The sequence below is a fragment of the Sphingomonas sp. Leaf198 genome (assembly GCF_001424005.1).
Classification (GTDB): domain Bacteria; phylum Pseudomonadota; class Alphaproteobacteria; order Sphingomonadales; family Sphingomonadaceae; genus Sphingomonas.
In genome coordinates this window covers 805,810-820,780 of record NZ_LMPX01000001.1, presented here as the reverse complement: position 1 = coordinate 820,780, position 14,971 = coordinate 805,810, and the positions used below count along the sequence as shown (strand labels likewise).

At 67.3% G+C, this 14,971-nt stretch carries 10 protein-coding genes; 1 reads left to right on the top strand and 9 read right to left on the bottom strand.

The window, feature by feature from the left end:
- Positions 1 to 49: 49 nt before the first annotated feature.
- The 3 genes from ASG20_RS03775 to secA all read right to left on the bottom strand — a co-directional run bounded on the left by ASG20_RS03775 (position 50) and on the right by secA (position 4,237).
- A complete protein-coding gene (locus ASG20_RS03775; protein WP_056048678.1) occupies positions 50 to 676 on the bottom strand; it encodes a CC0125/CC1285 family lipoprotein in 627 nt (208 codons plus the stop codon).
- A 123-nt stretch (positions 677 to 799) separates the two neighbouring features.
- Positions 800 to 1,216 carry a secondary thiamine-phosphate synthase enzyme YjbQ gene (locus tag ASG20_RS03770; protein WP_056048673.1) on the bottom strand — a complete coding sequence of 139 codons (417 nt, stop codon included), beginning with the start codon at positions 1,214 to 1,216 and terminating at the stop codon, positions 800 to 802.
- 282 nt (positions 1,217 to 1,498) lie between these two features.
- Positions 1,499 to 4,237 (bottom strand): preprotein translocase subunit SecA, encoded by a 2,739-nt coding sequence (gene secA / locus ASG20_RS03765; RefSeq protein ID WP_056048670.1) that lies wholly within the window; start codon positions 4,235 to 4,237, stop codon positions 1,499 to 1,501.
- Between the two features lie 492 nt (positions 4,238 to 4,729).
- Between secA and argJ the strand changes: the two genes are divergently transcribed.
- Positions 4,730 to 5,950 (top strand): bifunctional glutamate N-acetyltransferase/amino-acid acetyltransferase ArgJ, encoded by a 1,221-nt coding sequence (gene argJ, locus ASG20_RS03760; RefSeq protein WP_056048667.1) that lies wholly within the window; start codon positions 4,730 to 4,732, stop codon positions 5,948 to 5,950.
- A 53-nt stretch (positions 5,951 to 6,003) separates the two neighbouring features.
- Here argJ and trxA read toward each other — a convergent pair whose 3' ends face one another.
- The 6 genes from trxA to tsaE all read right to left on the bottom strand — a co-directional run bounded on the left by trxA (position 6,004) and on the right by tsaE (position 14,932).
- Complete coding sequence (trxA, locus tag ASG20_RS03755) at positions 6,004 to 6,327, bottom strand: thioredoxin TrxA (protein WP_055877560.1); 324 nt, start codon at positions 6,325 to 6,327, stop codon at positions 6,004 to 6,006.
- Positions 6,328 to 6,391: 64 nt separating this feature from the next.
- Positions 6,392 to 9,823, bottom strand: coding sequence for a double-strand break repair helicase AddA (addA, locus tag ASG20_RS03750; RefSeq protein ID WP_056048664.1), 3,432 nt, complete (start codon positions 9,821 to 9,823; stop codon positions 6,392 to 6,394).
- The gene (addB, locus tag ASG20_RS03745; RefSeq protein ID WP_056050394.1) at positions 9,807 to 12,767 is read right to left on the bottom strand and encodes a double-strand break repair protein AddB; all 2,961 of its coding nucleotides are present in this window, start codon (positions 12,765 to 12,767) and stop codon (positions 9,807 to 9,809) included. The genes addA and addB overlap by 17 nt, the downstream gene beginning before the upstream one ends.
- On the bottom strand, positions 12,760 to 13,458 hold the full coding sequence (locus ASG20_RS03740; RefSeq protein WP_082470812.1) for a nucleotidyltransferase family protein: 699 nt from the start codon (positions 13,456 to 13,458) through the stop codon (positions 12,760 to 12,762). The genes addB and ASG20_RS03740 overlap by 8 nt, the downstream gene beginning before the upstream one ends.
- Before the next feature lie 53 nt (positions 13,459 to 13,511).
- Positions 13,512 to 14,492, bottom strand: a complete 981-nt coding sequence (locus ASG20_RS03735; protein ID WP_201780707.1) for an aminoglycoside phosphotransferase family protein — start codon at positions 14,490 to 14,492, stop codon at positions 13,512 to 13,514.
- On the bottom strand, positions 14,489 to 14,932 hold the full coding sequence (tsaE, locus tag ASG20_RS03730; protein ID WP_231420310.1) for a tRNA (adenosine(37)-N6)-threonylcarbamoyltransferase complex ATPase subunit type 1 TsaE: 444 nt from the start codon (positions 14,930 to 14,932) through the stop codon (positions 14,489 to 14,491). The genes ASG20_RS03735 and tsaE overlap by 4 nt, the downstream gene beginning before the upstream one ends.
- Positions 14,933 to 14,971: the final 39 nt, after the last annotated feature.

Sequence of the window (14,971 nt, the reverse complement as noted above, 5' to 3'; positions counted from 1 at the left end):
CGGACTACCACTGGGTAGTCCGACCTTTTTGGCATCTCGAAGGTAACGCTTACTTCGGCAGCACGACGCTCGGTCCGATGCTGTCCACAACCTTCCGCGCATCGAACGCGCGGATGTTGTCGCGCGGGATCGGGCCCTTGCGCATCACGATCTCCGCGGTCGCTTCGTACCGGTCGATCGTGCGGACATCGAAGTCGTTGCCCCATGGGCCACCACCGAACCCGCCATAGCCGCCGCCGAAACCACCGCCGAAGCCACCATAAGGGCTCCAATTACGCCAGCCGAAGCCGCGGCCGTAATAGCGCCACGACGGACCCCAGTAACCGCCGAAGCCGCCATACCCGAACCCACCACCGAGACCCGGCGTCGTATAGGTGCGCGACTGAAGGTTGGTGTCGCGGTCGGCCATCAGGTAATAGTCGTAGCCGTTCTGCAACGTCAGTTCGGCGGCACGGAAGAAGAGGTAGCGCTCGACGGTATCGCGCGACGTGACGCTGTTGCCGGCGAAGCTGACGAGGAAGCGGCCCGGCTCGACCTGGCGGTCGCTATAGCCGGTGCGGTTGAACCCCTGCCCCGTCGCGGGGCGATAAGCGGTCTCGGTCGCGCATCCGGCCAGCAGCAGCGCGCCCGTTGCAAGCGCTGCGAATGCGACCTTGCGACCCGGTGTCTTGAACATGGTGTCGTCTCCGTTCGCGGCGAATGCGGCGAAACGCCGCTTATTAGCCGTCAATGGTGGAACGGTTGATGAACGGGATCGCTCCAATACGCCACCATACTGACTCATTTTTCATGATCTGGTTCAGTCGCCGATGACGTGCAGCGCGAGTGTACGGCGATGCGGGCGGCGGCGGTGTTCGAACAGGTAGATGCCCTGCCAAGTGCCGAGCGCGAGTCGGCCCTCGATCAGCGGGATCGAGAGTTGGACCTGGGTGAGCGCGGTGCGGAGATGCGCGGGCATGTCGTCCGGGCCTTCGTCGTCGTGTTCGTAGTCACGCGATTCCGGCGCGATGCGGGCGAAATAGGCTTCTAGGTCGGTACGGACTTCTGGGGCCGCGTTTTCCTGGATGAGGAGCGAGGCGGAGGTGTGGCGGCAGAATACCGTCAGCAGGCCTTCAGTGACACGTTGGTCGCGGGTCCAGCGGGCGATCTGGTCTGTGACGTCGACGAGGCCTTGGCGGGTGGTGTCGATGGTGAGGATCGTGGTGGCTTGGCGCATGGGGTCCTAACGATCGGTCGGAAGGGTTGCTCCGTGTCCCTTTCCCCGGGGGTTGCCGTTCCCCCGGGAAGGCGGGGGTCCAGGAGTCCCATAGGCCATCACCGGTAGCCTGTTCTCCCGCCTTCGCGGGAGAACAGGCTACCGTATCATCCCGCCCCACCCCGGCGGAGGCCGGGGCCCAATTGGGGGACGTTGCTAACTGCGGATGCGCTCCGTTACTCCGACCTCACCAATTGGGCCCCGGCCTCCGCCGGGGTGGTAGACCGATCCAGTGATGATCTTTCAGACAGCCCCGTGGCACTGCTTGTACTTCCGCCCCGACCCGCAAGGGCAAGGCGCATTACGGCTGACCACGCCTTCCCAGTTCGCCGGATCCTCGCCGATATCGGCCTCTTGCGGCTGGGGAATCTGGAGCGGTGGCATCGTCGAAGTGATGTGGCCGCGCGTGCCGCCATCGAAGTCGTTCGAATTGTCCTCGCCCGTAAACGGGTCGAAATGCGTCGTGATGAAGTCCGGCAGCTCGGGCAGCCCGACCGGCGCCTGCATCTGGAACTGCGCATGCGCGATCGTCTTGGTCACGTCCTCGCGGATCGTTTCGAGCATCCGCTGGAACAGCGAGAACGCCTCCTGCTTATACTCGTTGATCGGCGTCTTCTGCGCATACGCGCGGAGGTGGACGACCTGGCGCAGCGCGTCGAGCGTCGCGAGATGCTCCTTCCAGTGATGGTCGAGATTCTGCAACAGGATCGACTTCTCGACCGACGTCCACGTCTCAGCGTCGAGATCCGCCGACTTCTGCGCGATCGCCTCGTCCGCCATCGCGCGGACGCGCTCCTCGATCACCTCGGGGTCGACCGACTCCTCGAGCAGCCATGCGTCGATCTGCGGCTCGAGGTTCATCACCTCGGCAAGCCGCGTCTTCATCCCCGTGACATCCCACTGCTCGGGATACGAGTTGGGCGGGCACGCATCGCCGACGATCACGTTGACCGTCTCCGCGCGCATGTCGGTCACCACGTCGCCGACCGTATCGGCATCCATGATGTCCGCACGCTGCTCGTAGATGACCTTGCGCTGCTCGTTCATCACGTCGTCATATTCGACGACCTGCTTGCGGATGTCGTAGTTGCGCGCCTCGACCTTCTTCTGCGCGGTCTCGATCGCCTTGCTCAGCCACTTGCTGCCGATCGCCTCGCCGTCTTCGATATTGTTGCGCATCATCTTGGCGAACAGCGTGTCCGGCCCGAAGATGCGCAGCAGATCGTCGTCGAGGCTCAGATAGAAGCGCGACAGACCCGGATCGCCCTGACGACCCGAGCGACCGCGCAGCTGGTTGTCGATCCGCCGGCTCTCATGCCGCTCGGTGCCGAGCACGAACAGCCCGCCCGCGGCGAGCACCGCCTGCTTCTCCGCCTCGATCTCGATCGTGATCCGCTTCGCCGCCTCGTCATACTCGGGCGTGCCCTCTACCAGCTCCGGGTGCTCGTCGAGCATGCGGAATTCGAGGTTGCCGCCGAGTTTGATGTCGGTGCCGCGGCCCGCCATGTTGGTCGCGATGGTCACTGCGGACTTGCGCCCGGCCTGCGCGACGATGTGCGCCTCCATCTCGTGGAAGCGCGCGTTGAGCACCTTGTGGTCGACGTTCTCGCCGACCAGGAACTCGCTCAGCATCTCGGACTTCTCGATCGACACCGTGCCGACGAGCACCGGCTGGCCGAGGTCGGCGTGATGCTTGATCTTCTTGGCGATCGCCGCGAACTTGTCCTTGGTGTCCTTGTAGAACTCGTCTTCCTCGTCGACGCGCTTCACCTCGACGTTGGTCGGAATGCTGACGACGTTGATCTTGTAGATGTCGTAGAACTCGGCCGCTTCGGTCGCCGCGGTGCCGGTCATGCCGCCGATCTTGGGGTACATGCGGAAATAGTTCTGGAACGTGATCGAGGCCATCGTCTGGTTCTCGGGCTCGATCTGGACGCCCTCCTTCGCCTCGACTGCCTGGTGCAGGCCGTCCGACCAGCGCCGGCCGTCCATCATGCGGCCGGTGAACTCGTCGATGATGATGACCTTGCCGTCCTTGACGATGTAGTCGATGTCCGACTTGAACATCACGATCGCACGCAGTGCCTGGTTGAGGTGATGTACGACCTGCGTGTTCTCGAAGTCGTACAGGTTCTGCCCCTCGAGCAGCCCTGCCGCCTCGAGCATCCGCTCGACCTTCTCGGTGCCGTCCTCGGTGAGGATGATCGTCTTCTGCTTCTCGTCCTTGTCGTAGTCGATCGGCTCGAGCTGCTTCACGACCGCGTCGACCTGCATGTACAGCTCGGACTTGTCGTCGGTCGGACCCGAGATGATCAGCGGCGTGCGGGCCTCGTCGATCAGCACCGAATCGACCTCGTCGACCACCGCGAAGTTGAACGCGCGCTGCGTCATCGCGCTGCGCTCGTACTTCATGTTGTCGCGCAGATAGTCGAAGCCGAACTCGTTGTTGGTGCCGTAGGTGATGTCCGCGGCGTAGGCGGCGCGGCGCTCCTCGTCGGACAGGTTCGGGATGATGACGCCGATCGTCATGCCGAGGAAGGTGTAGACCTGCCCCATCCACTCCGCGTCACGCGCCGCGAGGTAGTCGTTGACGGTGACGACGTGGACGCCGTCGCCCGGCAGCGCGTTGAGATAGGTCGCGAGCGTGGCGACGAGCGTCTTGCCCTCGCCGGTGCGCATCTCGGCGATCTCGCCGCGGTGGAGGACAATGCCGCCGACCATCTGCACGTCGTAATGGCGCTGGCCGAGCACGCGGTGCGCGGCCTCACGGACGGTCGCGAACGCCTCGGGGAGCAGGTCGTCGAGCTTCTCGCCCTCTGCGAGGCGCGCGCGGAACTTGACGGTTTGCGCGGACAGCTCCTCGTCCGACATCGCCTGGAGCGAGGGCTCGAACGAGGCGATCTTGGCGAGGATCGGGTTGAGCGACTTGACGTAGCGGTCGTTGGACGAACCGAACAAGGATTTGGCGAGGCCACCGAACATGGGCTGATTTCCTGAATTTGAGACGCGGCGGCACGCGATGGGCGCACGCGGAAGCGGATCGCTCGGATCCAAAGGTTACGATAAGGTCACACCAAGACGCTATTCGCGGCGGCGCTCTGCCCATAGCGGTAGCGAGACGACGGCAATCGTGCGGAGCGTGGTAGCGACCGCAACCTGAAGCAGCGAAGGAAGGCCAGATACGGGCCTTATCAAGACCTTGGCCGGCGTTGCTGCTATCGACTGCGAGCAAACGCTGCCCTGTGCTACGGCCTGTGCCGACTGACCACGCCCGCCCGGCACAGAGCCGGTCAGCGCGGACAAGAGTGCGGAGAGGAGTAGCAGCAGGTTCATGCAGGTTCGGCTGTATGCGAGGTCGCACGATAAATCTACCGTTCGTCGGGCGGTGGCGTCGTCGTGCCGCGCTCAGGCGCAAAACCCGTTCGGTCTGCCCGCCGATCTTGCCGGCCGGTTCGCAGGGACTATGAAGGCGTCATGCAGACCTCGCCCCTCGCCTTGCCCTTCCCCGACGCCCCTTCGATCGACGGAGTCGCGCTGCATGTCGCACGCGCGCAGTACAAGACGTGGGACCGATGCGATCTGACGTTCGTGACGCTCAATCCGGGGACGGTGGTTGCGGGTGTGCTGACGACCAGCAAATGCCCTTCGCCCGAGGTGGAGTGGTGCCGTGCAGCGCTGACGCTCGGTCAGGCGCGCGCGCTGGTGGTAAATGCGGGGAATTCTAACGCCTTCACCGGTTCGCGTGGGCGAGCCGCGGTCGAGGCGATCGCGGCGCGAACGGCGGCACATCTTGGGTGCCAGCCTTCGGACGTGTTCGTGTCCTCGACGGGCGTGATCGGCGTGCCGTTGCCGATCGACAAGGCCGAGGCCGGATTGGACGCCGCGTTCGCCGCGGAACCCTGCGGCTGGGAGGATGCCGCCGCGACGATCATGACGACCGACACCTTCACCAAGGGCGCGGTGACTACCGCGGTGATCGGCGATCGCACTGTGTCGCTGGTGGGGATCATCAAGGGCTCGGGAATGATCGCGCCGGACATGGCGACGATGCTCGGCTTCATCTTCACCGACGCAGCAGTCGAGCCGGAGTTCCTGCAAGCCGCGTTGTCGAAGGCCAACGCACCGAGCTTCTCGTGCATTACCGTCGACAGCGATACCTCGACCAGCGACACGGTTCTGGCATTCGCGACCGGGAAGGCTGGTAACGTCCCGCTGGCGGAGGATGACAGCGTCGGGGCGGATGCATTTCGCGCAGCGTTGGCGGACCTGTGCCATCAATTGGCGATGCTCGTCGTTCGTGACGGCGAAGGCGCGCAAAAGCTGATCGAGATCCAGGTGACTGGCGCGGACAGCGACCGCAGTGCACACCGCATCGCTATGAGCATCGCCAACTCGCCGCTGGTAAAGACCGCCATCGCAGGCGAGGACGCAAACTGGGGCCGCGTGGTCATGGCCGTCGGCAAGGCTGGCGAACCAGCCGATCGCGACACGCTGTCGATCCGGTTCGGGAATACGCAGGTCGCCGAGGGTGGCTTGGCGCTGAGCGGCTACGACGAAGCGCCGGTCGCTGCGCACCTCAAGGGCCACGAGATCGAGATCGGCGTCGATCTGGCGCTGGGCGAAGGCCGGGCCACCGTTTGGACCTGCGACCTCACGCACGGTTACATCTCGATCAACGCCGACTATCGGAGTTGATACCGCTAATGCCGTCACCCCAGCTTTCGCTGGGATGACGGCGGGAGTTTAGCTTAGGCCAGTTCGCCTTCGAGCCAAGCCTTCAGCCGGCCCTTGGGCTCCGCGCCGACCTTTGTCGCCGCGGGTGCGCCGCCCTTGAACAGGATCATCGTCGGGATCCCGCGGACGCCGTACTTGCCAGGCGCGTCGGGGTTCTCGTCGATGTTGAGCTTGGCGATCGTCACCTTCTCGCCGAGCTCTTCCGAAATCTCCTCGAGCGACGGCCCGATCATCTTGCACGGGCCGCACCATTCCGCCCAGAAATCGACGAGCACGGGGCCGTCGGCGTTCAGTACGTCCGCATCGAAGCTGGCATCGGTGATCTGCTTGGTCGCCATCGTGAATTCTCCTTGGTTGAGTCGTATCTAAGGTCGCTCGCGTGTGCGCTCAACCACCGGGGCGCTAGCTTTGCTCCGTGGGCCGATAGTGCGGCTTGTTCGCGGCCAGCGTCGCGTCGTCCAGCACGATCAGGCGCGGACCGGCCGTGTACAGCAAGGCGGCCTCGACCGACCGGCCGGGGAAGATCACGCCCAAGGCTTCGGCATAGGCCGCCATCTGCTTCAGATGGTATTCCGGCACGTCGTCGAGGCCGCGCGGTGCGCGTCGACCGGTCTTGAAGTCGACGACGCGGATGCGGTCGGGCTCGATCAACAGGCGATCGACCGTGCCCGACACGACCATGCCGTTCGCGAGGGTCGCGGCGATCGGCGCTTCGGCCAACGTATCCGCACTGAAAAGCTCGACAAAGCGTGGGTCGTCTAGCACGGCAATGACACTGCGTACGATCTCGGACCGTTCAGCGGGATCATCGACGCCCCCCGCCTTCGCCAGCCAGCTATCGGCCTTCACCGCGCGGTCGGCAGCAGCAACCGCCGGCAGACGCTCGAACAGCGCATGAATCAGCCGCCCCCGCTCCGCTGCGACGCGCATCGCGGGCGTCGGCGGTGGATCGGACACCGCGTCGTCGCCCAGCGCAGACGGTGACAGCGGGCGCGGCGGACGCGCTTCTTGCGGTGCGGGTTTATGCGCCCAAGCCGGCAGCTGCGCGTTAGCCGCGATCTCTACCGAAGCCGAAGCCTTGGCGATCACCGCAGGCTGAGGCTCGACCCCGGCGAACGTCCGCGCCCCCTCGCCGACCGGCACCTCAAGCGCCGTCAATGCACGATCGGATGCCGCGTACCAGCTGTTCTCCGGCGGCACGCCCTTCGCGCGCGGCCCAAGTGCACCGGCGATCACCAGCCGCTCTTCGGCGCGCGTCGCGGCGACGTAGAACAGCCGCCAATGCTCCTCCAGTTCGCGCTGCTCGGCCGCGGACACGACCGCATCCAGCGGCCCGCCACGCTCGCTCGACCGCGGCCGGAACACCGGGATCGGCGCCGCGCCGGGCTCAGGCGCCCATTTCAGGATCGAGCGCGGGGCCGCCGACGGGTCCGCCGTCGCATCCGCCAGAACCACCAGCGGCGCCTGCAGCCCCTTCGCGCCGTGCGCGGTCATCACCCGGACCGCATCGAGCGGCGCCGACGGATCGCGGACGATCTCCACATCGCCGCGATCGAACCAGTCGAGGAAGCGCTGCAACGACGGCGTCGTCGTACTCTCGAACGTCAGCGCGGCGTTGAGCAGCTCCTCGATCGGATCGCGCGCCTCGGTCCCGAGCCGCCGGATCAGTTTGCGGCGACCGTCGAGCGGGCCCGACAACAATTCCTCCAGGAACTGGTACGGCGTGGCGATGTCCGCGCGTGCGAGCATTGCCAGCAAGGGCGCGAGCCGCGTCGCCGGTTGCGTGCGTTGCAGGTGCCGCCACAATGGGCCGGCCTCGCGCGGGGCCGCCGCCATCAATTCGTCCTGCGTCCAGCCGATCAGCGGCGACACGAGCAGTGCTGCGACGGACAGGTCGTCCTCTGGCTGCAGCACGAAGCGGATCGTTGCGAGCAGATCCTGCACCGCGAGCGGCGCGTTCAACCGCAGGCGATCGACGCCCGCCACCGGCACGCCCTCGGCATAGAGCCGCGCGACGATCAGCGAGGCGAGATCGCCGCGGCGCTTGACCAGGATCATGACGTCCTCGGGCCGCAACCGCCGCCCCTTGCTCTCCAGCATCAGCCCGGTGTCGGGCGCGAGCCAGCCCTTCACCGCGCGGGCGATATCGCTCGCGAGTTTGCGCACCGCGTCGTCGACCCAGCCTTCTTCATCGTCCTCGCTGCCGCCCGCCGACACCGGCGGCCACAAGGTCACGGTGCCCGGCCCGGCGACCTCGCTGGCGTGCTGCTCGACTTCGCCCGCAATCCCGAGCCCCGGCTCGCCGATCGCGTCGATCGCCGCATCGACGAACTCCAGCACGGTCCGGGTTGACCGGAACGAGTGGCGGAGCGACAGTCGTGCCAAGGGGAGCCCGCGCTCCTCCTCGGGCCAGTCATCGTCGCCCTCGGCCTCGCTCGCACGCCCGCCGAAATACTGCTCGGCCGCCTGGAAGTTGAGCGGATCGGTCCCCTGGAACCCGAAAATCGCCTGCTTGTAGTCGCCGACCGTGAACAGGGTACGCGTCGACGGCGCATAGATGCCGCGGCCGACGAAGAACTCGTCCGCCAGCGCGCGCACGATCCGCCACTGATGCCCGTTGGTGTCCTGCGCCTCGTCGATAAGCAGGTGTTCGGTCGCCTGGTCCAGCTTGTAGCGGACCCACTCGCCGATCCCGGGCTGGTCGAGCAGCGCCACCGTCGTCGCGATCAGGTCGTCGAAATCGACCGCTCCTGCGCGGCGCTTGGCCAGCGCATAGCCGCGAGCGTAATCGCGCCCGACCTCCAGCCCGTCGGCGAGCAGGTCGCAATAGGTCGCGCGCTGGACCATCGACAGCACGTCGGTGCACGCCTCGCCCAGATCGCGTGCGAGAACTTCGTAGTCGGGCTCGGCATCGATCAGTTTCTTCGAGGCTTTACGCTGCGTGCCCGTGCCGGTGAGCACGACGCTGGCGAGTTCGTCCAGGGTCGCCGCGCGATCCTCGGAGTCGAGCCAGCGCTGCACGGTCGCCGCTGCGGCTTGGCCGGTGGCGGTCCCCCACGCGCGGTTCGCCGCGGCAATGCGCGCGATCGCGTCGAGGTCGAGCGCGTCGCACCATTCGGCGATTGCTTCGTCGATCTCTCCGGACGGAAGCCCAAGTTCGCGGCGGAGCCAAGGCTGGATGCCGACTGGCAACGCCTCTAGCGCTGGCAGCGTACGGGCGCAGGCGAGCAGGAACGCCTCCGCCCCGCCCTCGCCCATTCGCAGCGACAGCCGCCCGACGATCTCAACCGGGCGCTCGCGTCCCTCGCGCTCGGCGTCGGACAGCATCGACGCCAGCGCTTCGCGTGCCAGTCCGGCTTCCTCGCGTGCCTCCAACGGTCGAAAGCCCGGCGTCAGCCCGGCCTCGACCGGGAACGCTGCCAACAATCCCTGGCAGAAGCCGTGGATCGTCTGGATGCGCAGACCGCCGCCGGGTGCATCAAGGACCTTGGCGAACAGAGTGCGGGCGCGATCCTGCAATGCCTGGACTGGGCTCTCGCCGAGCGCGATCAGGTCCGCCGCCAGCGCCGGCGCGGGCATCCGCACCCAAGCCGCGAGCCGCCCGTTGATCCGCTGCGCCATCTCGGCCGCGCCTGCCTTGGTGAAGGTCAGGCACAGGATCGCGCCGGGATCGACACCGCGCAACAGCAGCCGGAACACGCGGGCGGCCAGCACCTGCGTCTTGCCCGTGCCCGCCGACGCGGACAGCCAGACGTGCGAGGCCGGGTTGCTTGCATCGGCCTGCGCGCCCCTCAGCCGGGGCAGCGTGGCGAGCGCGTCACCGCTCACGGCCATACCATTCGTCGCGTCGCATCAGCTGGTCGTACTCGGCATAGGGGGCGTATTCGGGGACGAGTTTCGCGGTGAACGCGGCGCTGCCGGTCAGCCATTCGCCGACGACTTCGGTGAAGTTGTGCGCGGCGATCGACGTGAATTCGGCGGTCGGGATCTTGTCGCGCTTGCCCTCGGGATCGACCGGGCTCTCGATATAGCCGAACGCGTCGCGCTTCTTGCCGAGCGACCAATATTCGAACGCGCCCGCGGTGCCGCGGACGTCTTCGAACCCGCCGCGCTCGGCGATCAGGCCGAGCAGGCCGAGTTGCAGGCTGTAGCCGGCGCGCACGGCGGTCGGCGATGGCGGCTTGCCGGTCTTGTAGTCGATCACCGCGAGGCGCCCGTCGGGGAGCTTGTCGATCCGGTCATAGCGGCCCGATAGCGTGACGCCGGCGATCTCGATCTTGCCCTTGCCCTCCGCGCTCGCGACTGTCCGGCCGTCCTCGCCCTGCGCGACTATGGCGCCCGCAATCCAGTCGATCGCTTCGAGCAACCGCGGTTGCCAGAGCGCGCGCATCATCGGATGCGTCCGCTCGTCGTCGAGCATCGCCTTCGCGCGCTGTCGCAGCGTGTCGACGGTGCAGTTGTCCTGCTTCCACCATTGCTCGAGGATGTCGTGCACCGCCGTCCCGCGCCACGCCGCACTGGGATCGGCGTCGACGGGATCGAGCGGCATCAGCCCAAGGACGCGCCGGGCGTAGAAGGCGTAGGGGTCGGCCTTGAGGCGATCGACTTCGGTGACGGAGATGACCTTGGGACGCAGCAGCGCTGGCGGCGACGGCGCGGGACGGTCGGCGGGGAGATGTTCGCCCGGATCGTCTAGCGCACGCGTCCAGCCTTCCAGTGCCGATGCCCGCTCGAACCGATCTCCTGCAAGCGCCTGCAACCGAAGCCAAAGACGCGAGGCCAGAGCGGGTGACTTCGCATCCCTGCGTGCCCGCGTGACGACCGCGCGAGGTGCGCCTAACGCCTGCGCAAAATCATGCGCCGCCGTGCCGACACGCCGCTCCAACCCTGGCAGCCCGAGCTCCATCCGGATACGCGGCGCCAGCCAAGGATCGGGCGCAGGCCGCCCCGGCCACACGCCCTCGTTCAGCCCGCCGAGCACCATGACGTCGGCCGTCTGCAACCGCGCTTCGATCAGGCCGTAGATCGCGAGCCGTGGGTGGCCGCCTGGCGCCGGCCGCACCGCGACCTCGTCTAGCAACGTCCGCAACAGTTGTGGCAGCTCGCGTGGATCTATCTGCGGCGGTCCAGCCGGTGCTTCGGCTTCCAGATCGGCGAGGAACTCCGCCGCGGCACGCCCAGCGAGGCCGGACCAGAGATTGTCGCCGCACAAGGTCTGCGCCGTCTCGCGCAGGCACGCGAGCACCGACGCCAAGGGCTGCGGCCTCTGATCGCACGCATTCGCCAGCGGCGTTAGGAGCGGCTGGACATCGGTCCACCATGTTGCCGCCGTGCCTTTGCGCTCCTCCAGATGTCCGGCGATTCCGTCGAGCCCCGCCGCCGGCCTTGGCCCGCGCAACCGTCGGTCGAGCGCACGCGCGCCATCTAGCCACAGCAGGCGATCCTCGCCCGCGCGCACTAGCGGATGCTTCAGCAACGCCAGCAGCGCGAGCGGCGAGAAGCGCTGTGCCGCCGCCTCGGCCAGCGCGAGTAGCAACGTCCCCGGCGGCAGGATCGACAGAGGCCGCCCTGCGCTGTCATCGATCCCGATGCCCCAGCGCCCGAGATGCGCCGCTACCCTCCGCGCCAGAGCGCGATCCGGCGTGACGAGAGCGGCGGTCCTTTCGGGCACTTCCAACGCCTCGCGGAGGACGAGAGCGATCGCTTGTGCCTCCTCCGCCGGGGTTGCGAGTTCGGCGGCGGTTACGCCCTTCAGGCGGCGATCCTCCGCCGCGATCTGCGTCCATTTGCCGGTGAAATCCGCGGGTGCCAGCGCGTTGGCGATCGCCCGGCCGCGCGCGGGGTCGGCGTCATGCCCGCCACCTTCGCGCCATGTCTGCACCTCGCCGCGAGCAACCCCCATGCGAAGGAGCATCAGCTTGGCATCGAACTGCGGATGCGTCTCGATCGAGCGCCGCGTGAGACCGGTGACCGGGTTCGGATCATGCGGGCCGAGTGCGTCCCATTCCTCGTCCGGCAGGGCCAGGTCGAGCCCTGCGAACACCACCATGCCCTGCGGCATGTCGGCGATGCAGCGGAGCAGGCGCGCGACCGCGGGCGCGGAATTGGTCACGCCCGCCGCACAGACGATCCCGGCAGGCGGTGCACTTCGCCAGCGCTGGGCAAGCCGGTCGAGCAACGCCGAACGCCGCGTCGCCGCATCGATCCGCTCCAGCCGCGCGAGTTCGCCCGGCCAGCGTTGCAGGACGATCTCGAACGTCGCCAGCGCACGCCGCCAATGCTCGGTCAGTTCGGGACCGAGCTCGATATCGCGCAACCTTGTCGGCGGCACTTCCTCGACCAGCAACTGATCGAGCGTCCGCGCGAGTTCGCCTGCGAGGCGCACCGCTTCGGCGGCATCGACCGGATGACCTTCACGGGCGCGCTCTTCCGATACCAGCCGCGCGAGGATCATGCGCCGCTGATAGGGCGGTACCGCGGGCAGCGGCGGATCGATGTCGTCCGCGGGATCGAGCGCGGCGCCGACCGCTTCGCCCATCTCCGGATCTCCCAACGCGACCAGACGTGGTAAGACGAGACCACCGCCGCTCGCACGAACGAACGCCTCGGTCACCGCCTTCACCGCGCGGTTGTTCGGCAAAACGACCAGCGCGCGGGCGAGCGCCAGCGGGTCGCGCCCCGCCCGCCGGGTCAACCCGGCAACCAGCGCATCCGCAAACGCCCGGTGCGCGGGGATCGTGTACAGCGTCGGGCGAGCCGTCCCGTCGAGATCAGCCATCCGCGAGGATCGCCTCGGTCTTCGGGATAGCGGCCGGCGTGCCGACATCGAACCACAGGCCCTGGTGGACCTGGCCGTAGGCGCGCCCGGCAGCGATCGCGCGGTCCCAGAAGATGTTGGTCGAGAACGGCCCCTCCGGCCAGTCGGCGATCAACCGCGGGTGCAGGATCTGGATTCCGGTATAGGCGAACGGCGCGACGCGGCCGGGCTTGCGGCGGCCAGCGATCCGCCCGTCGCTGCCGAGATAGAAATCGCCCATGCCGCCGTGATTGTTCGCGCGCGCGAGCGGCACCATCAGCAACAGCGCGTCCATCTTCGCGTCGTCCCAGCGCGACGCCAGCAGCCTGATCGCGTCGACCGGGCCGTCGATCCACAGGTTGTCGCTGTTGACGACCAGCACCGGCGCGTCGCCGAGCAGATGCCGCGCCTGGACGAGCCCGCCGCCCGTCTCCATCAGCATTTTCCGCTCGTCGGAGATCACCACGTCGATCCCGTCGAACCGGTCGGTGACGTGCGCCTCCAGCGTGTCCGCGAGGTAATGCACGTTGACGACCGCACGCTTGATCCCGGCCGCCTGCAACCGTTCGAACACGTGATCGATCAACGGCTTGCCGGCGACCTTGACCAGCGGCTTGGGCCGTGTCGCGGTCAGCGGGCGCATCCGCTTGCCTAGTCCTGCCGCCATCACCATCGCCGTCTCGGGCACGATCCCGCGCGGGACAGGCCGGATCGTCTGCTGGCGGCTCACGCGCTCAAGGCCAGCGGATCGCCGCGTAGCGCGGGCGGCACGTTCGCCGCGAACCACGACGCGACCGGCGCCATCACCGGCTGTGCCAGATCGCGCTCCAGGTACGTCCACACACGCGGGCACATCGTCGCATAATGCGGCTTGCCGTCGCGCTTCCACAGCCGCGTGAAGATGCCGAGGATCTTCGCATTCCGCTGCGCGCCGAGCACGTGATACGCGTTCATGAACTCTTCTCCCGCATCCGCCACCGCACGATATCGCGCCAGCATCGCGGCCTCGACCACCGGATCGACCGTCCGCCGCGCATCCTGCAACAGCGACACCAGATCATAGGCCGGATGCCCCGCCAAAGCGTCCTGAAAATCGAGCAGCCCGAGCGATCGCGCCGGCCCGACGAGCATCAGGTTTTCGGCATGATAATCGCGCAGTACCGTCACTGGAGTCTCGGCGATGCCATGATCGAACACCGCCTCCCAAGCCGCGTCCCATCCTGCGAGATCAGGCTCGATCCCAACCGCGGGGCAATACCATTCGACGAATAGCCCCGCCTCGCGCTTCAGCACCGCGCGATCATAGGGGGGGACCGGCCCAGCCGGCTCGGCACGCAACCGCACCAGCAGGTCGATCGCTGGCGCATAGAGCGAAAGCTCCTCGTCCGGCGCCGCGTCGATCGCTTCGCGCAACCGATCGTCCCCGAAATCCTCGATCAGCACGAGTCCCTGGTCGAGATCGCACGCGAGGATCGCCGGTGCCGCGAAGTCGTGCGCAACCAGCCATTCGGCAATGGCGATGAACGGGCGCGGGTCCTCGTGCGGCGGCGGCGCGTCCATCAGGATCGCCTGACGCCCCCCCTTTTCGGCACCGTCAATCGCGCGGAAATAGCGCCGGAACGACGCGTCGCCGGCGACCGGGAGGATCTGCGCCCCACCCCAGCCATGAGCGTCGAGAAAAGCGGCGGCGCCGGGCGGCGGGGTCATGTCGGCCATCGCGACCTCCAAGCTTCCGGGACTCCCACTGTCAAGCTGCGCGTGCCATCCGGCTCGATCGTCAGGGTCAAGCGAAGCGCATCCGGCCAGTGATCGGGGCCCGCGCGCTCTGGCCACTCGACCAGCAACAACGAATCATAGCGCGCGTCGTCGAGCGCGAGTTCCTCGATCTCGGTGGGGTCGTCGATGCGGTAGAGGTCGACGTGGAGCACGGGGAAGCGCACTTCGGGCGGCTCGTAGGGCTGGACGATCGCGAAGCTGGGCGATGGCGCTTCGCCGGCTAGGCCAAGTGCGGCGAGGAGACCGCGGGCGACGCTGGTCTTGCCCGCGCCCAGCGTGCCCACAAGCGTGATCACGTCGCCGGGTCGGATCAGGTCGGCAAGCATAGCCCCGAACGCTTCGGTAGCTTGCGGGTCGGGTAGAAGGATCATGTGCATTAGCCCTATCCCCTCCGGGGAGAGGGTTGGGTG

What these genes read in the sequence shown, in the direction of transcription:
- secA (WP_056048670.1), bottom strand. Translation starts at nt 4,237, where the DNA reads ATGTTCGGTGGCCTCGCCAAATCCTTGTTCGGTTCGTCCAACGACCGC.
- ASG20_RS03770 (WP_056048673.1), bottom strand. Translation starts at nt 1,216, where the DNA reads ATGCGCCAAGCCACCACGATCCTCACCATCGACACCACCCGCCAAGGC.
- addA (WP_056048664.1), bottom strand. Translation starts at nt 9,823, where the DNA reads ATGGCCGTGAGCGGTGACGCGCTCGCCACGCTGCCCCGGCTGAGGGGC.
- addB (WP_056050394.1), bottom strand. Translation starts at nt 12,767, where the DNA reads ATGGCTGATCTCGACGGGACGGCTCGCCCGACGCTGTACACGATCCCC.
- ASG20_RS03740 (WP_082470812.1), bottom strand. Translation starts at nt 13,458, where the DNA reads ATGGTGATGGCGGCAGGACTAGGCAAGCGGATGCGCCCGCTGACCGCG.
- argJ (WP_056048667.1), top strand. Translation starts at nt 4,730, where the DNA reads ATGCAGACCTCGCCCCTCGCCTTGCCCTTCCCCGACGCCCCTTCGATC.
- tsaE (WP_231420310.1), bottom strand. Translation starts at nt 14,932, where the DNA reads ATGATCCTTCTACCCGACCCGCAAGCTACCGAAGCGTTCGGGGCTATG.
- ASG20_RS03735 (WP_201780707.1), bottom strand. Translation starts at nt 14,492, where the DNA reads ATGACCCCGCCGCCCGGCGCCGCCGCTTTTCTCGACGCTCATGGCTGG.
- trxA (WP_055877560.1), bottom strand. Translation starts at nt 6,327, where the DNA reads ATGGCGACCAAGCAGATCACCGATGCCAGCTTCGATGCGGACGTACTG.
- ASG20_RS03775 (WP_056048678.1), bottom strand. Translation starts at nt 676, where the DNA reads ATGTTCAAGACACCGGGTCGCAAGGTCGCATTCGCAGCGCTTGCAACG.